Here is a 21,162-nt window from a genome sequence, read left to right as displayed (position 1 = left end):
TAGTAACAATATTATAACATTATAAATAACTGGCTACATCAAGGCAGCCAGTTATCATTAACATTTATCTTTTATTTTTCTTCTTTTTCCCCAATATCACTTAATATCTGATTCTTTTTAGATATTATCTTAATAGCTAATATAATTAAAATTATTAATAATATAATCCCCACTGATATACCAATAGTCACCATCTTATTAGAACCAGTTACCTTTGCTAAAAGAGTCTTTTCAGCCACTTCTAAAGTGAATACATCCCTTGTTTCATTACCTGCTTCATCAGTGGCATATAAATCTAGTTTATACTCTCCTATTTCAGAGAACTTCATCTTCACTACAGTTTGTCCATTTTCTTCAACAAAATCTGCTGTAGCTACTTCTCCATTTACTAATACTTCTTTTATAGTATCAAATGGATTTTCAAGGCTTACAGTAAGATTTACTGTTTCATAGTATTTACCACCATTTTTTGCACCACTATAAATAAACTTTGGAGGTGTTTGGTCTATAATGAATTCCACAGAAACAGTGGAAATATTTCCTGCCTTATCAACTACTTCTAACGCTAACACATACTTGCCATCTTCGCTTATTTCATCACCTAATTCATAGGCTTTACCATTTAAAGTTTGGCTTACTATAGTGTATTCACTTAAATCAGAAATTAAAAGCTCTGGTATTATTGCTTCTGTAAAGTAATTACCATCTATTGCTTCAACAAATTCTATTTTAGGACTTGTCTTATCTACCGTAAATATTATTGTCCTCTTTGTTGTATTAGTTGCCAAATCTGTTCCTACAGCCTTTAAGACATATTCTCCTTCTTCTTTAATAGAAGTTCCACTTTCAAATGGTTTATCATTTAAAGTGACAGAAGACTTTCCTGTATCAAGGTTTGTATCAGTTATCTTATAAACAGGCTTAACATTCTTATTAAAGAATCCATCTATTATACCTGTAATAATAACATCTGGATTAGTAACATCTACTGTAAAGCTTAAAGAAATCTCAGATCTATTTCCAGCCTTATCCTTTGCTTCTACGTCAAAAGTATATTTTCCTTCCTTTGAAGCTGATGGTACTGACCCAGTTACATCTTTACCATTCATCATTACAGAAACAATAGTGTCATCTGCTTCATCTAACTTAAAGTACGGAGTAAATATTTCATTAATATACGATCCATCTTTAATAACTATATCTTTTCCTGATATCATTGGCGTTATTACTGGTGCTGTTTTGTCTATTATAAATTTAACTGTTCTACTTGAAACATTTCCTGCCTTATCAGTTGAATCTACTGCTAAAACATATTCTCCTTCCTGAGAGAAATTATATGATATTGAAGCAGTATTTCCACTTAAAGAAAGTGTACCAATATTAAAGGCAACTCCATTTTTAGTAACATTTACATTATTAATATTGTGGTTAACATCTAAAATGCTTACATTAACTTCTTTGCTTACATTATAGCTTTCACCATCATTAACTCCTGTAATTACTATTTCAGGATTAGTTTTATCAATGGTAAAAGTAATATTTTTAGCTTTTGCCACATTTCCTGCAAAGTCTTTTGCTGAAATTGCCACAGTATATAAGCCATCTTCTGTAAAGTTATAGCTTAAAGTGCTTTCTACAGCATTACTATCTATGCTACCTATATGAAAACTTTCTCCATTTTTAGTTGCTACAACATCAATGGTATTAGCATAATAGTTTCTTTCCACTACTTTCATATATAATGTCTTACTACTATTATTATAAGAATCATTTTCTATACCTGTTAAAGTTATTTCAGGAGTAGTTCCATCAATAATTATATTTAAACTATCATAAGTGGTAACATTGCCATAATTATCAGTGTAAGCAAAATCAATTTTATATTTTCCATCTTCTAAAGCCTCAGTAAAGTCAAAGTCTAATACCATTTCATCATCTGATATATTCCAAGAATTATCACCTACTATCTTTTCAGTAACGTTAGCTCCACCATCATTAAGATCAAAAATCTCTAACTCTGGAAGCACATAGTTGCCATCAGTATCAACCTTTAAATTATTATCCTTTACCTTAGCAGTAATATTTTGAGTTGTATTATAATGAGTAAATCCTGATAACTCATGGTATACTCCATTACTAAATCCACTAATACTAATTTCTGGTGCATTTACATCAATAGAAAAATCTATTTTATTTTCAGTTGTATTTCCTGCACCATCTGTAGCTGTAACTATTACTTCATAATGACCATCTTCAGAAAAAGTATTACTAAGTTCTGATATTTCTCCATAGCTTTGGAACTCTCCAATATTATAGTCATTTCCGTCCTTAGTAGCTGTAATTACCACATTATTTGTAACATAGTTTTCTTCTTTTACAGTAATAGTTAATTGCCTATTATCATTAATTCCATTCTTTGAACCAGCTTCAATACCACTAAATGATATTTCGGGAGCAGTACTATCTACAATAAATTCTAAACTCAGCTTATTTTTATCAGCCTTATTACCTGCTTTATCTTCAGCAGTTGCTTCAATTTTATAGTGTCCATCTTTTTCAAATACTTTTGCTAATTGATCCTTGGTTATAACAATTAAGCTTTCCTTCTTATATTCTAAGTAAGATACTTCGTCATCATTTCTAGTTACCTTAAACTCTGGAGTATATTCTGCATCAGTATAATTCTTTTCTTCCACAGAAATCTTTAAATTATCAACTAAAGACTTAGAAGTTATTATTTCATTGTCATTAACTCCATCCATATTTATCACTGGCTTAGTGCTATCAATGATAAAAGTAACATTTTTACTACTTATTTCATCATTAACTTTATCTTTCGAAGTGACTTCTATAGTATATAATCCTTCATCTTCAGCATTTATGATAAATTCATGGCTTACTTTAAATACACCTTTTCCCCAGCTGCTTCCAATGATATTCTTTACTTCTTTGCCATCCTTCTTAACAATTAAAGAAGTGTTGTCCTTATCTAAAGTTGTATCTCTCACTGTTACAATGATATTTTTACTTTCGTTATAATTATTAATAACGTCTTTACTTGTATTTTCAACACCTTCAATGGTTATTACAGGCTTACCACTATCAACAACAAAGTTTTGTGTCATGCTATATTCATTACCTGCTTTATCTTTTGCTATTACAGTCAATTGATATTGTCCATCTTCTTTAGCATCTATTTTATGATTAATAATCTTTTCCTTTATATCTTCATTACTTAGATAAATTTCTTCATCACAAATAATTTCATCTGTTACATTTTCATTGCTTAATGTACAAACTATCTTACCATAATATAAATTATCATCTTTTATGGCTATATTAATTTCCTGTGCTGATTTATACTTTTCAGATAATTTTTCTTTATCATTATAAGTTACCACAGGTTTTCTTATATCAATTACAAAATCTTTTTCTAAAGAACTTTCATGCTTACTGCAATCTTTACTTTTAACTCTTAAAAGATAATTACCTTCTAGTTCTTTTTCCATAGTACCTGTAACTACAGCTGTAATGACACCTTTTTTCTCACTGTTTTCTTGTATTGACCATGAACTTATCTTAATTCCTTCATTATCATAAGATTCATTAAGATTTATAATTTTGGCAATACTTTTATTACCATTTGATTCTACCTTCACTAACTCTAATTCATTATAAGCATCAGCATCATCAAAAGATAAAGTTGCATCAGTTATAGTTGCTGTAAATTCTATTCCTTGATTATAATTATTAAATTGATTTTCATCCTTAAAGCTAACGTTGATTTCCGGTGCCTTTGAATCAACAATTATACTTCTTTCTTCATGACTGCTATTTCCTGCAGCATCTGTACTTTCCACCTTAATATCACAGATAACTTCATCCATAGTGTCTAAAACAGTTGTTGTATTATCAAAAGATTTAACTTCCGTAGTTCCATCAGCATAAGTTATGATAATTTTATTTTTTTCACCATTTAATTTACCGTCATTATCATAAACTAAGTTATCATCATTTACTGATACCTCTACCTTAATAGCTTCATCATACTTCTTGCTTTCTAAAGGCTCATCTTTTCCATTTATTGAATTTTTTATAGTTATTGTAGGTGCATGCTGATCAATTATATACGTAGCTATATCATAAATAATCTTTTCAGATTCTTCACTTGTCTGCCACTGAGCCCACACCTTATAAGTACCTTCCTCTGAAAATGTCTTTGCAAAGGATACCTTCTTAGAAACTTCATCATAAGAAGTTTCTATTCTTTCAATGTTTCCATCATTTAACTTGTAATAAAGCTCTATATCTCTAATTGAATAAATATATCCTTTAAAGTCTACTGCTTCACTACTTGTACCTCCAACTGGAACATCAAAGAATTCTAGCTTACCTGACTTTTGGAATTGGAATGTACTCTTAAATACTTGTCCTATTTCCACATTATCCTTACTTATTATTGCTATATTCCCTGCTTTGTCTCTAGCTGAAATTTCAAACTCATAAACTCCACTTTCATAGCTTTCTGCCTTATAAGTTAATATATTTCCATTCTGCTCTAGTTTCCAATCTATGTTCACAATTTCCCCATTTTTCTTGGCAACTATATTTATGTCTTCTCTATTTAAGTTATCTTCTGTAATTTTGAAACTTAAATTTAGCTTATCAGAAATTACAACATAATTGCTTTCTGGAAAATCAATAATATTTATTGTTGGTGCTATTTTATCAGCCTTTATATTAAAAGACTTGGTAAACTTCTCTGTATTCCATATGTTGTTTTTTTCCATTATTAAATCAATATAAATATCATCATTTTCAATTAATTGATTATTGATTGTAACTTCATATTTTGCATCACTTATTTCACTTATAGATATTAAATCATCGTTAAAGGTATATTCCTTCTTACCATAATATGTTTTAGCTTTAACCTTGAAAGGAACTTCACTGGAAGCTAAAGTTCCACCTTCATTTACATACTCTTCATACTGTTTACTTAAATCTACAGTGAACTTAATTTCATCATCATTGCTATACCACTGCATATTAAACTCTTCATTACTTTCATAAACTTCACCCTTATAAGTAATTTCAATATTGGGATTTCCTAAAGAAAAAGTAATGGTTGTTGTTATAAATGCAACTAATACAATACATAATGATAAAAGTAGGCTTTTTCTTTTTACCATATTGTCTCCCCCTCTCATATTGTTTCCCCTTATATTATTAAGTTTGAATTTACTATGACTATATCAATTTCTTTAGTGAACTCATTTAAAAGCTCTGTTTCTTCTTCAAAACCTAAAATCATTGTTTCTTCTTCTTCACTACTTAAAATCATAGTATTTTCATCATCATAGTCCTTTAATATCTCTTTACCCTCTTCACAAGCAAAACCTTTGCTTATGATTTCATCCATTTTTATATCCATAGGTTTTGAAACTTCATTGGTTGTAACAGCTTTAATATTACTTGTTGTATTATTAAGGCTGATTTTATTTAAAGTCTTTTTGGTACTTTTAATACCTAAAAGATCCTTAATATCTTCTAATACATTTCCCTTGATAAATATAAATACGGTTATAACAAGCATGAAAATAGTACCTGCCATACCACCATAAAACATGATTTTATACATATACTCTTTCCTCCTAAAGCTATATAAGGCCTAGATTTCCCATTCTTCTCTTAAGCTTTATAAATTCCTGCTCATTATCAATGCCTTCGATGCCACAAGCAGTATTATAAGTATCTATACATAAAGCATAATTTCTTGCACTTTCTCCTTTATATTGCTCTACATCTAGAAGTATATTTATAAGCTTGATATAAGCTTTCTTGCTCTCAGGATAATTTTTTATAGCTGTATTAAGCTGTTCTATAGCTCTAGCTGGATTACCAGCATCATTATATATTTCACCTATCTTGATTAGCGTGTCTTCCCTGCTAGCTCCATCACTATCTAGTACTTCATTATAATAATCAATGGCTGTATCAAAGAACTTAGCTGCTATTTCTTTATTGCTTTCATTGATACCCTTACTATGATAAGCTTGGGCAAGTTTAATATTAAAATCAGTTTCATATCTTAAGTTTAAGCTCTCATCATTTATACTCTTTAAAATTTCACTACCATTGTTCACTAAGCTAATAATCTTATCATTAGCCCCCTCTAAAAAGCCTTTATAAGAAATATAAATACCTGCTAAAGAATTATAATTGGCAACTTTCTTTTCATTATTTTCTAAGGAATAAGTATAATCCTCAAATTCCTCTAGCTTTTCTTTGAACTGTTCATAATCAATATTCATACTACTAAGGCTTGTAGCTAATGTCTTATAATATTTTGCATCTTCTATTTTTTTCTCATTAACCATCCTAAAATACTTTAAAGCTATAGGATAATTTTTATTATCTAAATAAGTCATTGCAACCTTAAACAACACTTCATCATTCTTATCTACACCATCAAACTTATCGTTAATATATCCTTCTATCTTGGATAATCCACTTTCCACATCATTTATAGAACTATAAATATTAAGAATATTTATGTATGCTTCACTTCTCTTGCCATCTACCTTAGTTATAACATCATCTAATACTTCAATAGCTTTGGCATATTCACCATTGATTAAATAACTATCACTTTTATTTATCATTTCTTTATAATTAGTAAGATTTTCATTACTAACTCCTCTGTAGCCAATGATTGTTATTATTATAAAAAATATTAATAAAATACTACTTACTATAAATCTGCTCATTTCCTTAATTAATTTAACCTTATAAGCTTTTGTTAGCTTTTCCACATTTTCCAAATCATAAAGAAGATCATCACAATTTTCATACCTATCTGCTGGATCTGTTTCTGTGCATTTCTTTATGATATATTCCAAACCTTCTGGCAGTGAGCTATCCCATTCTCTAATTGGCTTAAGCATAAAAGGTGGATCATTTAAGCTTTTTCCTGTAACCAAGTTATATAAAGTTACCCCTAAACTATAAATATCTGTTCTGGCATTGGTTTTTAAACCAGCTATCTGCTCTGGTGCTGCAAAAGCTCTTGTTCCTAAATTAGTGGTATCTGATTCTGTATCTACCTTATATTCCTTTGATATACCAAAATCAATTAGTTTAATACGTCCATCTGGTGTAAGCATCACATTATCTGGTTTCATATCCCTATAAATTATTGGAGTAGGTCTATTATGTAAATAAGATAAAACCTTAGCTAATTGTATTCCATAATTAATTACTTCTTTAGCCTGAATTTTTCCTTCTCTTTTCAGCTTTCTATTTAATGATTCACCTTCTATGTAATCCATCACCACATAGATATCACCTCTGTCAATTATGTCATATATCTTTGGTAATGCAGCATGGTCAAGATTTTTTAAAAGATCAGATTCCTGCTTTAAACTATCCATAAGAAGTTTATTATTAGAATTATCTCTTCTTCTAATTTCCTTAACAACTATAGACTTATTTAATCTATTATCCATAGCTAAATAAACTATACTCATTCCACCTCTACCAATTTCCTTAAGTATTTCATATCTACCATCAATTATTTCACCAATTCTAATCATTACAGCAACACCTCCTAGCTTGTCCTTATTAATATTACTGAAATATTATCTTTTTCCATTCTATTTTTAACAAGCTCTACTGCTGCTTTGCAGTTTTCATTCATTACCTTCTCATTAATATTTACGATTGGATTGAAAAACTCATAAAATTCATTATCAGTCAATTCATGATACATGCCATCACTACATAACATATAAACTGTATCTTTTTCTAATATGCTTTCAGTTATTACAGGTTGCATATCAGGTGATGCTCCTATGCATTGTAAAAGCACATTTCTCCTAGGGTGTCTTTTAGCTTCTTCTAATGTAATATTTCCTCTTTCCACTTCTCTTGCCACAAAAGTTTGATCCTTAGTTAATACTTCTATGTTATCCTTAAACTTATAAAGTCTACTATCACCAACTTGAAATATAGTTACATTATCATAAATAACTAGCATAGCAGTTAAAGTAGTACCAAGCTTAAGATTGTTTTTTAATGAATAATTTAATAATAAAGAATTAAGTTCATGTAATTTTTTCATAAAAGATTTTCGTACTTCTTCTGCTCCTATTTTTAATAATCCTTCAAATTCTTCTTCATACCACTTATCTAACCCTCTAATGACTGTAGCACTGGCAAGCTCTCCTTGTTCTAATCCTCCCATACCATCACAAACTACAAAAAGTCCAACTCTTCCATTGGTAGTGTTATTAACTTTCATAAGTAAAGCATCTTGATTTGTTAATTTTCTTATTCCCTTATCAGTATTATATGAAACAATAAAATTCATTTTCCCCATAATTTCTTTTCCTTACCACGGTTTTTATTTAACTATTTTTTACATATACTATTATATTTTACTATTTTATCTTTAATTTTTCTATTATTTATTGTAATTAATGTAATTTTTTTCAAAATAAAATCATCAAATACATTTGAATTTCAATCAGAAATTTATTTAATTTCTTTATCTTTTTATGAATATTAATTTATTTTTTGTCTATAATAATTAATGAACGTTTATCCTTTTAAAAATCAATATTTATACTTGTGCTAAACTAAAAGAAGACATCTAAAAAAGATGTCTTCTTTGCTTTTATATTATGATATATTAATTTGCTGAAAATGATTGTGATATTTGATTATCAGCTTCTTCTAAAGTATCAGCTGCAACAGTTAATTGATTTGAAATTCCTTCTATTATTTCTGGAAAATCCTTTTGTAATGTTGGTAGCATTGATTCAAAAGCTGCTACGAAACTGTTTTGAGCTGCCCCTTCCCATTCTGATGCTACTGCATCTACTTTACTTTTGATTTCGTTAACTTCATCAATAACAGCTTCCATCTTTTGTAGTAAGAAGCTTGCCCCCTCTCTTAATTCTTCTGGTGTAATTCTAATTTGTGCCATAATTTTTCCTCCTAAATTCTCTCATAAATATATTTATTTAAAACTCAAACAGTATTTGAGATTTTATCATTAAAATTTTAATTATTCAGTAGCTATTTTCACCTTTATTACTTCATTACCATTTATTAAATAAGAATCACCAGCTTCTAGAGCTTTCTTATTATCACGTTGAATATTAGCTGGTATATCATATACCTTAATATCTGCCATATTTTCAAATATAAATGCTTTTTTATTATCTCTTAAAAGTTTCATTATTTCTGGCGACGAATAAGCCACTGGTGCATTATCCACTTCACTAAAGATAATACAAACCTTCATAGTCTTGTACTTACTTATAACCTTCTTATAAACTTCCATAGCATTTTTATTAGTTGCCATGTTATCAATAACAGCCTTATTATTAATAATTACTAAAATAAGTGGCTCATTATCTAGACACTCTATCCCTTCATCCATAACCTTAAAGTATCTATCTTCTAACATATCTGCTATATCTTCAAAGATTATTTCATACTCACTTGAATCTATAGAATATCTTTCCACAAATCCGTAATCTTCAAAATCTCTTAAATTCCTTTGAACATTATCTATCACATAAACCTTAGCTTGATTTATTAACACTTTCTTTTTCATTGAATCCATTATAAGCTTCAATAAATTAACCTTAGGTTTATTGTCTTTACCAACTAATATAAACTGTCCTATTTCTGCTAAGTTTAAAGGAACTAAATCTACAGTGCTATAATTTAATCCCACTGGAACCATATACGGTTTTAATTTCTCTGTATTATAGTTAGTAACTAAATATTCTGAAGTTAAAACCTTTGGAATTTCTGGAATTATCTTTGCTCTGTTATCCTTGTATCTTTCATTAACAGCATTAATGAATGATTTCATATTATTAACTCTGTCTATTTCCTTAGTCCCTTCAAAACCTAAGTATGTTTGATATTCATAAACAGTCTTATCTATTTCAATTAATCCTCTTCCTGGAATATTTCTTGGCTGCATTCTACATCTATCAAAAATACTGCTATATTCACTAGAGTCATTACAATAAAGACCTATTCTATTGGCAAAGTTAGATAAATACTTATAGCCAATTCCATTAGTTTGTGAGGTAGTTATAATTACAGATATACCAACACTTATACATTCTCTACAAATGTTTAAGAACTCATCATCATATTTTCCATATAACTCCCTAAAGCCAATAAAGTTATCTACCATAATTAATATTTGTGGTAAATCACTAAAACCAGCTTCTTTATAAGAACTAAAGGAACTTATTCCTGCCTTAGATAACACTTCCTTACGATACGTTATTTCACTATTTATCATCTTAATAAAGTTTTTAAGCTTTTCATCTTCACTGGGAGTAACTACACCACCTACATGATTTAAGGAATTTAAAGTCTTTAAAATCATTGATGCAAAATCTAAAATGTAAATATTAACTTCCTGTGGTGAATAGTTTTCAGCAAGTCCTCTTACAATAGTTTGTAGTAGGTTTGTCTTCCCATATTGAGAAGAACCAATAATAAAGGTATTACCAGCAGTTATATTAAGTTTAGCTATATCTTGTAATTGTCTTGATGGATCATCGTAAATACCAAGTCCAACTTCTATATCCACATCATTGCACTTTTCAAAGTTCTTATAAGAAATAACTTCTTTTAATGGTGGCATACAAATACCTTGTAAAACTTCTATACCACTTTCTTTGCAATACTCATTAACGTATTCCACTATTGCTTCTAATTGACTTAAACTCTTATGCTGACTTTTTTCCCTCTTTTGCACAAATATTGGTGTTCTCTTACCACTTAAAGAAACAGTATTTAAAGTAAACTCTCTCTTATTATCCACTTCATCAGTTTCTGCATCAGCTCCACTATAAGCAGATTGGAATAATTCAAATATTTCATTATTTCCTACCTGTAGATATGCTCTACCTGGTTCTTTTATTTCTGCTGCCAAAGGTGTTTTAATAACTTCATTACTATCTTCTTTATTTTGCACCTTTAAACAAAGCTTAAATTTAGAGTTACTCCAAATTTGATCATCCACCACTCCAGAAGGCTTTTGAGTTGCTAATATTAAATGTACTCCTAAACTTCTACCAATTCTGGCTGCACTAATAAGCTCCTTCATAAAATCTGGATGTTCAGCCTTAAGTTCTGCAAATTCATCTACAATAATAATCAAATGTGGCAGTGGTATATCTACCTCACCAGCCTTATACTTTTTAATATATGCATCCACATGATTCACTTCAGCCTTAGCAAAAAGCTCTTGCCTCTTTCTAAGTTCAGCCTTTATTGAAAGTAAAGATCTTGTTATTTCCCTACCATCAATATTAGTTATGGCACCAATAAGATGTGGTAAATCCTTAAATTGATTAACCATACCTCCACCTTTAAAATCTATAATGACAAACCCTACTTCATATGGATGGAAGAAAGTAGCCATTGATAAAATATAACTTTGCAGAATCTCACTTTTACCAGAACCTGTTGTACCTGCCACAAGGCCATGAGGTCCATGATGCTTTTCATTTAAATCTAAATAAACAACTTCACCTTTTGTTTTAACTCCTAAAGGAGCAGCCATACTTTTATAAACTTCTGATTCTTCCCATCTTTTCTTTAAATTTAAATCATCTACACTTACAATATTTAAAAGTTGAAATAATGAAATATTTTTTGTTAATTCACTTTCTAAACTTACTTCATCTATATATACTGGTGATAACTTAAGAACTATTTCACTGGCTACTTCATCACTAACTTCTTCATAAGTAAAGTTAATTGAATCTTCTCCATTGGAACTTAAAATACGAGTACCACTTTTATTATCTGCGTTTAATACTATAATTTCATCGCAACCCATTGGTAACATCTCTTGATTTTCTTCAAAGAATACAAAAGTAAAGCCTAATTTACTACTATTCAATAAGAATTTTGAAATTGGATGCTTATTAATACCCTTATTATCAAAAACAAAAACAACAAACTCATTTTCAAACTTCTTTTTTTCTTTACCAAAAGATCTTTCTTCTCTTTTACATAACTCTACATATAAATATTCAAAAAGTAAGTTTTTACTTTCTTCATCATAAATAATATTTCTTGCTTCAAGTGAATCATTTTCCACATTCTTAAGCCATCTTAACCAAGCAAATTTATCTGCTTCATCTTCATCTATTATGTAAAACAATTTTACATCTTTATAATAATGTCTTGTAACTATATCTATAGTCATGTTTTTTAACATGCTGTATAATGCTTTTTTATTACCAATTACACCTATTCCATTACATTTTAAAAATTCTATATATACAGGTGCATTTTTAATATATTTATGCTTTTCTTCTACTTCTTTAGGAATTAGAACTAGTTCATCTTTAATGCTTATATATTCCTGCTTCTTAGTAATAACCTTACAATTAGCTTCTACTAACCCTTTTCCTATTCTTATAGATAAAAAATCATCATGGTCTGGATTTCTATCAAATAAATCCTTACTAAAAACATTAACATTTTCTATATTTTCCTTCATAGGTTTATATATATTATCTAAAACTCTCAATTCATTGCTTCTGGAATTTAAAATAACTTCTTCTTTTTCACCTATATACGCTTTATATTTAACTTCTCTTTCTATTTTCTCTTTCTTGTATTCTTTCTTATCATTAAAAAAAGTTACCACACTCATAATAATTCCAATGGTCATGGAGCATACACTATAAATAACAAAGGTTCCTCCGCCACCTATAATTCCTCTTAGCACCACTGTTAATGCCAACATAGCCAGCGCAGGAATCATAGTTAACACAAGATTTTTTTTAGGTTCTTGTGGTAATGGTTCAGGATCTAAGATTTCTATATCAGTGCTTGGAATTTCTTGTCTAATTCTTGTACTTCGATTAAACTTTGGATACTTAAATTTGCTACTTTGATTATCTAAATCTTTACATAATAAATTTTTCACTATGACATTAGAATTGGCTGAAGTATATAATTTTCTATCTTTAAAATAGAAACTATGTCCTACAACTATAATAAAATCATTTTCCTTTAGCTTATGAATATCTTGTACTTTAGTGGCATTGACATGAACTCCATATTTAGAGTTATTATCTAACACATAATAATCTCCTTCTTTATAAGATAATGTTATGTAATCTTTGCCAAGTAAATCATCTTTTATGTATATATCGCAGCTTTCCAAACCTCCAATGGTAATATTACCTATATTTAATATATCAATTTCTCTATTGTAATTTTTTTCACTACTATCAAAATCAATAAAGAAATTAACTTTAAATACTTCTCCACTGGAGTCTTCATACTTAACAATTAAATCATCACCATGTTTTAATTCCTTAGAATACACCTTCATAACTCCATCTTCTGTAAAGTATACGCCATCTAAAGAATTAACTATCCATGTATCATTACTTTTTAAAAATTCAAAGCTAAAATCTCCAAAAAAGTTTTCCTTATTAAATCTTATGTTACATCCTTTGCTAGTACCAACCTTTATACTATCATCACTATCATGTTCTAATTCATACTCTCTATATACCTTTTTCCCATAGATAATAATTTTATAATTATTGTCCATATATTCCTCCTAAGCTAATCAATGTTTATCAATGTTCCATTTCTTAAATTAAATTCTCTTAAAGTCTTATTTCCTTTTAATAACACTATGGGATTTTCACATCTTAAAAAACATTCATTTATATTTTCTGTATTAATTCCTAAATTAAATGCTGTGTTTAATCCCTTTACTAAATCATTAGCTGTAATATATAGAGGCACTTCTACATCATACTTTTTACTTAGTCTTTTTATATTCAAAATAACTATTACTTTATCAACATTCATAAAAGCCACCTCCTTTAAATTATCATATAAGCTAACTTTTTAAACTGTTTATCATTAGCCAAAAACTCCACTGATAAATCATTGTTAACAAAATTAAAATTACTTATATATTCACTAATAGTTAAATTATTTGTAGCAGAATTTTTTATTAAATAATTAATTTCTGAATCCATATATTTATTACAAATAAACATAAACTTATTTCTATCTGAACAATCAATATTATTAATTAATCTTTCTAATTTGGCTGTAGATACCTTATTTTGCATTGTCACCACAATGACCTTGTGACAAAAACTCATTAACTTTGTCTTGCTATTACTTAGTTCACAAGATGTATCTACTACTATATAATCATAATCTCCTGATTTTCTTAATGACTCTAATAAATATCTATAATCATCAAGCTTAATATTATATGAATTAGTTGCTTGTCTAAAAGGTAATAAATAATCAAAACATTCTTTCCTAATAGCACCCTTTAATACTTCCACTATATTTTCACTATGATTATGTAAATGCTTTTCAAAATTATTACTTATATATTCATTATTAGATAAATAATAATTAAATCCTTGTAACACTTCTGTACTGATAAATAAAACTCTTTTATTACACTTGCTTAAGGCACCTGCTATCCCCATGGAAACTAGAGTATTACCGCTACCTCCTGACGGTGAATAAACCATAATAAATTCAGTTTCATTATTTTCTCTGTCACCAATGGTCTTTAAAGTTTCTGATGACATATTATTTACCACATCATTATATATTTGCTTAACACTGGTGTATTTATAAATTCTTTTTAGGATCATATTTTCCGTTTGCATACTATTATCAACTTCACTTAATAAAAATACATTGCTAATATCTTGCTTTTCATATTCTTCATCATATAAGTCTTCATTAATAATAAGCACATCAATATTTTGAGGTGTACTAAAAAAGCTCTTTAAATACTCTTTATCTGTAATTACTATAATTTCTGCCTTTTCTCCAAACTCCTCTGTAAACTTCAATTCCAAAGGAACTAAATATCTCTCATCTTCATCACATAAAACAATAGATAATGCCATTTTCTAACCTTCTCCTTAAATACTTTTAACTTGAAAATCACTATTTGCAAGCCTTATAATATCCCCTGTTTTTATGGGAACTTGTCCATCAACAGGAACCCTTCTATTATTAACAAAAGTTCCATTAACACTTTTTTCATCCTTAATAAAATATCTTCCGTCTATATAAATAATTCTGCAATGTATTCTACTAATAGCTTTATTGAATGAAATAACTCCATCAGCCATTTGAACGCTTTTACCAATTAAAAAATTTTCTTTTGTTATCGGTATATTTACAGATTCCAGGGCATCTTCTCTCACTATAGCAATAGTAGGTATAAACATATCTCCACTTAATACTTCTGTTTCTAAACTATCATTATTATTAATTGGAGCTTGTACTTTTCTATTTTTCTCATAGCTTACTTTTGTTCTGTCCTTTTTATTATTGAATTTAAATACTCCTTTTATTGCAGAAATAAACTTTGATTCCTTATTACTTTTTAACTCTTCACTTTTTACAGGTATACTTGGAGCACTTTTTCTTTCAATATTAACTTTACTATCAACTCTATTATTAATCTGATTATAATTAGTATTTGTATAGCTTAAAGTATTTATATAATCTCTTAACATTTCAATGGTATTATTGGCTAAGGATAAATTACTATATAACTTATTTACTAATTCATTATCAATATTTCTATTAGCTGAAATTGCTCTAGCTATATTTCCCTTTAATCTTTCTTCAAACAAACTTTTACTATTGCCATTACACTCTGTATTAACTGGTATATAAATAAGATTTACACTTAAATTATTAGTATCAATAAATATGTTTTCAAAATTAATATTAATGTTTTCAATTTGCATAAATCCATTTTCAATAGTTTCACAAATAATATCAAAAAGCTTAGACATGATAATTAAAAAACTTGCTGCATTTAACCCTGGCATTATTGATGCTAAAGACTTATATTTTGAAATATCATATATTAATTTTATCTTTCCGTTATGTATAACCTTCACTGCTTTGATAAATCCATTTTTCTCTTGATTTTGCAAGACTTTATATCCTGTTTCAAAGAATAAAGAACTATCTTCTAATATATAACTTATATTAGTTATACCCCTTTTCTCCTTAATTAAGTTATCTAAAATCAAATCATTCATCTAGTTATATCCTCCACATAAAGCCTTACTTCATTTTTATGTATTAATTATATAATTTTAACATTGAAAATTTTGTCATTTATTGTAATAAAACTGAATTTTTTACATAACTTTATTTACTTTTCCTTTATAACAAAACAGAATGTGATGCATGTTTTTCATGCCTCACCTTCTTTATCATCTAAATTTTCAAAAACTCTTACCCCCACAAAACTATAGTATTAAATTAACTCCCCCTATAATAATGCCAATAACAATGTAATATAAAATTCCTGCTTTTGCTGCTGAGTGTTTTATCTTCTTATTAGTTTTAGGTCTTAATAATAATCCAAAAGGTGCAATTGCTGAGTAGCCTAATAACTTAAACAATAGTTTTTCTTCATAAACTTCCTTTTCATTATGTAACCTTCCAATATATCTATATAAATATAATACTGCTACTGCTCCTAATGGTTTAATTATTCCTCTGTGTTCCATGATTCTCTCCTTTCAGCTACTAAAGCTGTTCCCCTTCTTTAATTAAATCTTCCATATTACTCTTAGCTTCTTTAAGCATAGAGTTTAAAAACTTAAATCTTGATATATGCTCCTTTAAGCCCTTTTCCCAATCACCATATCTTAAAGACATAAACTGTTCTTTTGATTTTCCAGTCCATGCATCACCTTTTAAGGCACTTAAGCTACTATTTAAAGTATCAAGATTACTTTCCAATAAGCTTATTGCATTATCATAAGTAGTAATTGCATTTTCCAATGTTTCCATTTCAATTTTAAAATCCATACCCTTTACCTCTTATCTAAAATCCCTGTGATAATTTCTTTTTCTAAAATAATATGATCTTTTTTTTCATCTTTTTTTATAGCCATTAGCTTTCTTATTTCATCAGCTTTCTTAAGGTAATTTTCTTCTCCAAGCCTATCTATTCCATTTAATATTTCATGACACTTCTTATACTCTTTAGCTTCAATAAGAGTTATACATCTATATAGCAAAGTATTAATATCATATGGATTACTTAAATTTTGAATCTTAAGTATTTTATAAGCTTCTTTAAATTGCTCTATGGCCTCTTGCTCCTGCCCTTTTTCCCTTAAAGCATAAGCCTTTAAAATCACTGCCATCTTGCAATAATCATTATTTAAATCTTCCATATTGCATAATATATCTAAATTATTAAAAGCATTTTCTAATCTACTTGTTTTATAATTTAATAATGCTAACATAAATATAAGTTCACTATTTTCTTCATTATATACAAGATCATCATTTAATAATTCAATGGCTTCCGCATCTTTACCTTTAAAGCTTAAAATCTTTGCTTTACATATAATAAAATCTTCATAATATGCATCTTCTTCATTTATAGATGATATTATTTCTAAAGCTTCATCATATTGTTCCTTTATTATGTGATACTTAACGTAATCTAGTTTTAATGGAGAATAATCATTAAATACTGACTTAGCAGTTTCTAAAGTTCTTAAAGCTTCTTCCATATTCTTTTCTTTTGCATTTAGCATAAATTTAAGACCATATCCATCATATTCATCAGCATTATATTTAATCATATCTTCAATAACAGCCTTAGCATCATCCACTCTATTCATTCTCATAAATATGGCATACTTTCTATACTTAGATGGCAGATAGTTTTTATTGCTGCTTAATGATTTATTATAATTATAAATTGCCTTATTTAAGTCATCTTCAGCTTCATATGCAAGGCCCTTATAATACATTACTTCCTCACTGGCAAATCCATTCTTTATTGCTAAACTTAAAAACTCAAAGCACTTATCTAATTGATCCTTCATTTGATATATTACAGCTATTTTAAAATATACTTGTCCATCCTTTGGATACATTATCCTTACATTATTTAACATTTCTAAAGATTTATCAAAAAAGCCTTTCTTTTCATAGACCTTAGCTAATTTATAATAAATATCTTTTTCATTTTGAAATTCTTCTCTAAGCTCCTCTAAAACTTCCAGTGCCATATCAAGCTTCTCATATCTAAGCAGTATATCTGCCACTTCTATTCTTTCATCCATTTTATACCCACTCCCTTTAGCTACTTGATTCTTTAGCTTTTCTTTCAGCTTCCCTTTCTCTTCTTAATCTCTCTTTTTCCTCTTCAATTTGTTCTTCTATATCAAAAATAAGCTCTGCCATAACTCCTTTGGTATATTCTAAGGCATCAGTAACTCCCTTATTCCAATTATCAACTCTTTGCTTTAAGCTATCACTATTGCTAGTATACACTGCATCAGTAAGTACATTTTTTGCACTACTCTTTCTAGTATCTGTATCAACACTATTACTTTCAGCTTTTCCGCAATAAGACTTAGCACTTCTTACTTTACTCTTATCATTTTTTAATGCTGTAAGCTTACTACTGCTTAATCCCCAGCTCATACTCTATCACCTCTTTATGAAATATTATCCCTGTGCTACTTTTATTATTGCATCAGAAACATTTGAATCAGCTTCTGCAAATGATGCCATAGTTGTGTTAAGGTCATTTCCTAATATTGATAAACCTTCAATATACTCTGTGAAAGTTGTTAATATATTTTCACTTTCCTTAAAAAATGCATCACTACTTTTTCCATGCCAGCTTTCCTTTAAGCTATTATTAACATTAGTTATATTACTTTGAATACTTTCAAATGAACTTACTATATTACTTATGCTGGTTATAGCCTTTGAAAATTCATCATAATTCACTAAAATTTCTTCACTCATACCAATCCCCCTTTTATACCTTATTTTATATATTTTAACATATTTATTATATCATTGTAATTTTCTCATCATATACTTTACAAAAAAAGCATCTGGATTAGTTCCAGATGCTCTCATATCTATTTACTTATTTTACTTATATAAACTAAATTTCAAATTTAGTTACTGCTCTTTCAGTTACTTGTGCTGCTGACTTAGCAACAAAGCTACCCTTTGAAGTTTCAAAAATATCATTGGCTATTATAGCATCCATTAGTGCTACTGCCTCTTCCTGTGTTAAATTTTCCTTTACATCAGAAACTGACATTGTTGCCTTTTCTCCTGTTGAAGTTAAAAAAGTCATTGATAAAGTAAATTCCATAAAAAAACCCCCTTAGATAATGATGAATGATGAGTGATAAATTATGAATTGTGGAATAAACTCCGAGAGGAGTTTAGAAAGAATTAATTTATAGAAACTCTTCGAGTTTCATCCTTAATTCATCATTCGTAATTCATAATTCATAATTTTTATTCAGATTTTAGTAATGATACTTCTGTTAAGTAGTAGTATCTAGTGTTTGCCCCTAAAACACCTTTAATAGCATCTGCCACTGCATAAACCTTTTCTGGATCTGCCCCATCTTTTACTCCTGAAAAGCTCTTTTTACTATAAGTAGTATTACCCTTTGAATCCACCCCACTTTCCACTTCAATTGCTAATGCTGTTGTTGAAATTTCCTTGCTTACTGCCATTTTATAATCCCCCTTTTTATTTATCTTGTAAGCTTTTCGCCTTACATATAATAAATATGCACTTAAAGAATTTTGTGAAAAATTTTTTTAAATTTTTCACATTTATTTGAATAAAATAGTTATAAATGTTCATAATCTAAATAAACTTTATATTATATCTTACATTATATTTCCTAAATAATTTAAATTATAACCTTTAGAAGCCATTGAACTTATATTGTATTTGTTCAATGGCTTCTATAATTTTATTTAAAATATAAACTGTAAAAATTCAAAATTTCATTGCTTAATTTGAATATTTTTCATATAGATGCAAATACTTATAATACCCTTTTAATTTAAAACCTTCGTGTTTTTAAATTCATTTTCCTTTTTATTTTTTGTTTTATTTAGTGTCATTAAACTTAAAAAGCTGATTACATAGAAACCTAACCTTCTATATAATCAGCTTTCTAATTAAATGATTATATTCTTTACTTTAGTTTTTTAAAAATTGGCTGATGAAATGAATTCTTGCCAAGCACACTGATTCTTAAATCTTTATTTGTAGTTACTTCATTTAAAAACAACTTATCAAGACTAAGTTTAGTACCAACTGTCATCCTATTCCAAGTATACCCTTTGAACAAATCTCTTACTAAAAATTCTTCACCTTCATTTAAATTATTAACCTCGGAAATAGCTTGTGCTAAATACTCATTCATATCTATTCCTCCAAAATAATTAATATAAATAAAATTCAATTTTTATGTGCCGGCTTTACATTCATCTACTTTGTTTATATTAAAAAAGTAATAATTTTATTCCTATAATACTTCTTATTTTTATTAAAATAATTTGTCGATAAGATTTTTTTACATTATCTAAAAATATGCATATTTATATAGTATAATAAACATATGTTCTATTATGTGTTTTATTTTTTAAGGGGGGATTTGAAAATGGATAAAACCATAGTAAAAAAATTTAAAGAAGGCGATAAAAATGCAGCTCTAGCTGTGCTGCACAAATATGAGCCACTTATAAATAAATATTGCTTAAAGACAAACTTAAAAGGATTTGATAAAAATGATCTCAGGCAAGAGGCCAATCTTTCAGTACTTAAAGCCTTAAATGCTATTGATTTAAATAAAGACAGCATAACATATGATGCTTATATTATGAATACCATAAGAAACACCTTTAACCTACTTATTCGCAATCACCACAAAGCTAATTTAGAATCCAGTCTTAATATCAATGTAGTAGGTGATTATGACATCATTGATTTATTAGAAGATGATATAAATTTAGAAGAACTACTAATTTCAAACTCTATTCACTCAACACTAAAAGAAGCACTATCTACTTTATCATCAGAAGAACTAGAAGTACTATATCTCATCTTTTGCAAATTCAAAGGAAAACTTAGGCCTTACTGCCTAGAAAAAGAAATTACACGATATGAGGGAAAAAAGAACTTGGATTTAATACTATCCAAGCTTAGAAAATTTTTTATATAACATATTTTTATATGAAAAATGCGTGTTGGCACTTGCTCAATCACGCATTTTTTTAATA

18 protein-coding genes are annotated in these 21,162 nt (G+C 28.2%); 1 reads left to right on the top strand and 17 read right to left on the bottom strand.

Features of this window, described 5'->3' with window-relative positions:
* Positions 1-71: 71 nt before the first annotated feature.
* The 17 genes from Q5O44_RS03810 to Q5O44_RS03730 form a co-directional block, all read right to left on the bottom strand.
* On the bottom strand, positions 72-5,192 hold the full coding sequence (locus tag Q5O44_RS03810; protein ID WP_302637343.1) for an Ig-like domain-containing protein: 5,121 nt from the start codon (positions 5,190-5,192) through the stop codon (positions 72-74).
* A gap of 29 nt (positions 5,193-5,221) precedes the next feature.
* The gene (locus tag Q5O44_RS03805) at positions 5,222-5,641 is read right to left on the bottom strand and encodes a hypothetical protein (protein ID WP_022167061.1); all 420 of its coding nucleotides are present in this window, start codon (positions 5,639-5,641) and stop codon (positions 5,222-5,224) included.
* Positions 5,642-5,660: 19 nt separating this feature from the next.
* A complete protein-coding gene (locus tag Q5O44_RS03800) occupies positions 5,661-7,595 on the bottom strand; it encodes a serine/threonine-protein kinase (protein ID WP_022167060.1) in 1,935 nt (644 codons plus the stop codon).
* Positions 7,596-7,609: 14 nt separating this feature from the next.
* The gene (locus Q5O44_RS03795; protein ID WP_022167059.1) at positions 7,610-8,380 is read right to left on the bottom strand and encodes a PP2C family serine/threonine-protein phosphatase; all 771 of its coding nucleotides are present in this window, start codon (positions 8,378-8,380) and stop codon (positions 7,610-7,612) included.
* Positions 8,381-8,692: 312 nt separating this feature from the next.
* Positions 8,693-8,989, bottom strand: a complete 297-nt coding sequence (locus tag Q5O44_RS03790; protein ID WP_022167058.1) for a WXG100 family type VII secretion target — start codon at positions 8,987-8,989, stop codon at positions 8,693-8,695.
* 81 nt (positions 8,990-9,070) lie between these two features.
* Positions 9,071-13,621 (bottom strand): type VII secretion protein EssC, encoded by a 4,551-nt coding sequence (essC, locus tag Q5O44_RS03785; protein WP_022167057.1) that lies wholly within the window; start codon positions 13,619-13,621, stop codon positions 9,071-9,073.
* A gap of 14 nt (positions 13,622-13,635) precedes the next feature.
* Complete coding sequence (locus tag Q5O44_RS03780; protein WP_022167056.1) at positions 13,636-13,887, bottom strand: EsaB/YukD family protein; 252 nt, start codon at positions 13,885-13,887, stop codon at positions 13,636-13,638.
* Positions 13,888-13,901: 14 nt separating this feature from the next.
* Positions 13,902-14,963: an AAA family ATPase gene (locus tag Q5O44_RS03775; RefSeq protein ID WP_022167055.1), complete on the bottom strand. Its 1,062-nt coding sequence runs from the start codon at positions 14,961-14,963 to the stop codon at positions 13,902-13,904.
* Between the two features lie 15 nt (positions 14,964-14,978).
* Positions 14,979-16,118 (bottom strand): FHA domain-containing protein, encoded by a 1,140-nt coding sequence (locus tag Q5O44_RS03770; RefSeq protein WP_022167054.1) that lies wholly within the window; start codon positions 16,116-16,118, stop codon positions 14,979-14,981.
* A 213-nt stretch (positions 16,119-16,331) separates the two neighbouring features.
* Positions 16,332-16,595, bottom strand: coding sequence for a hypothetical protein (locus Q5O44_RS03765; protein WP_022167053.1), 264 nt, complete (start codon positions 16,593-16,595; stop codon positions 16,332-16,334).
* Positions 16,596-16,614: 19 nt separating this feature from the next.
* Positions 16,615-16,899, bottom strand: coding sequence for a WXG100 family type VII secretion target (locus tag Q5O44_RS03760; RefSeq protein ID WP_022167052.1), 285 nt, complete (start codon positions 16,897-16,899; stop codon positions 16,615-16,617).
* Between the two features lie 5 nt (positions 16,900-16,904).
* On the bottom strand, positions 16,905-18,173 hold the full coding sequence (locus Q5O44_RS03755; RefSeq protein WP_022167051.1) for a hypothetical protein: 1,269 nt from the start codon (positions 18,171-18,173) through the stop codon (positions 16,905-16,907).
* 16 nt (positions 18,174-18,189) lie between these two features.
* Positions 18,190-18,537, bottom strand: a complete 348-nt coding sequence (locus Q5O44_RS03750; RefSeq protein WP_022167050.1) for a hypothetical protein — start codon at positions 18,535-18,537, stop codon at positions 18,190-18,192.
* A 24-nt stretch (positions 18,538-18,561) separates the two neighbouring features.
* On the bottom strand, positions 18,562-18,867 hold the full coding sequence (locus Q5O44_RS03745; RefSeq protein ID WP_022167049.1) for a WXG100 family type VII secretion target: 306 nt from the start codon (positions 18,865-18,867) through the stop codon (positions 18,562-18,564).
* A 145-nt stretch (positions 18,868-19,012) separates the two neighbouring features.
* A complete protein-coding gene (locus Q5O44_RS03740) occupies positions 19,013-19,228 on the bottom strand; it encodes a DUF2922 domain-containing protein (protein WP_022167048.1) in 216 nt (71 codons plus the stop codon).
* Positions 19,229-19,377: 149 nt separating this feature from the next.
* Entirely contained in the window at positions 19,378-19,602 is a 225-nt protein-coding gene (locus tag Q5O44_RS03735; protein WP_022167047.1) for a DUF1659 domain-containing protein, read from the bottom strand.
* Positions 19,603-20,075: 473 nt separating this feature from the next.
* Positions 20,076-20,306 (bottom strand): single-stranded DNA-binding protein, encoded by a 231-nt coding sequence (locus Q5O44_RS03730; RefSeq protein WP_022167046.1) that lies wholly within the window; start codon positions 20,304-20,306, stop codon positions 20,076-20,078.
* A gap of 237 nt (positions 20,307-20,543) precedes the next feature.
* Here Q5O44_RS03730 and Q5O44_RS03725 point away from each other — a divergent pair, with 237 nt between their 5' ends.
* The gene (locus Q5O44_RS03725) at positions 20,544-21,104 is read left to right on the top strand and encodes a sigma-70 family RNA polymerase sigma factor (RefSeq protein ID WP_022167045.1); all 561 of its coding nucleotides are present in this window, start codon (positions 20,544-20,546) and stop codon (positions 21,102-21,104) included.
* The last annotated feature ends 58 nt before the right edge of the window (positions 21,105-21,162 follow it).

Source organism: Clostridium sp. CAG:221 (assembly GCA_000435835.1).
Lineage (GTDB): Bacteria > Bacillota > Clostridia > Clostridiales > Clostridiaceae > Clostridium.
This window is presented reverse-complemented; position numbering and strand designations above follow the sequence as displayed.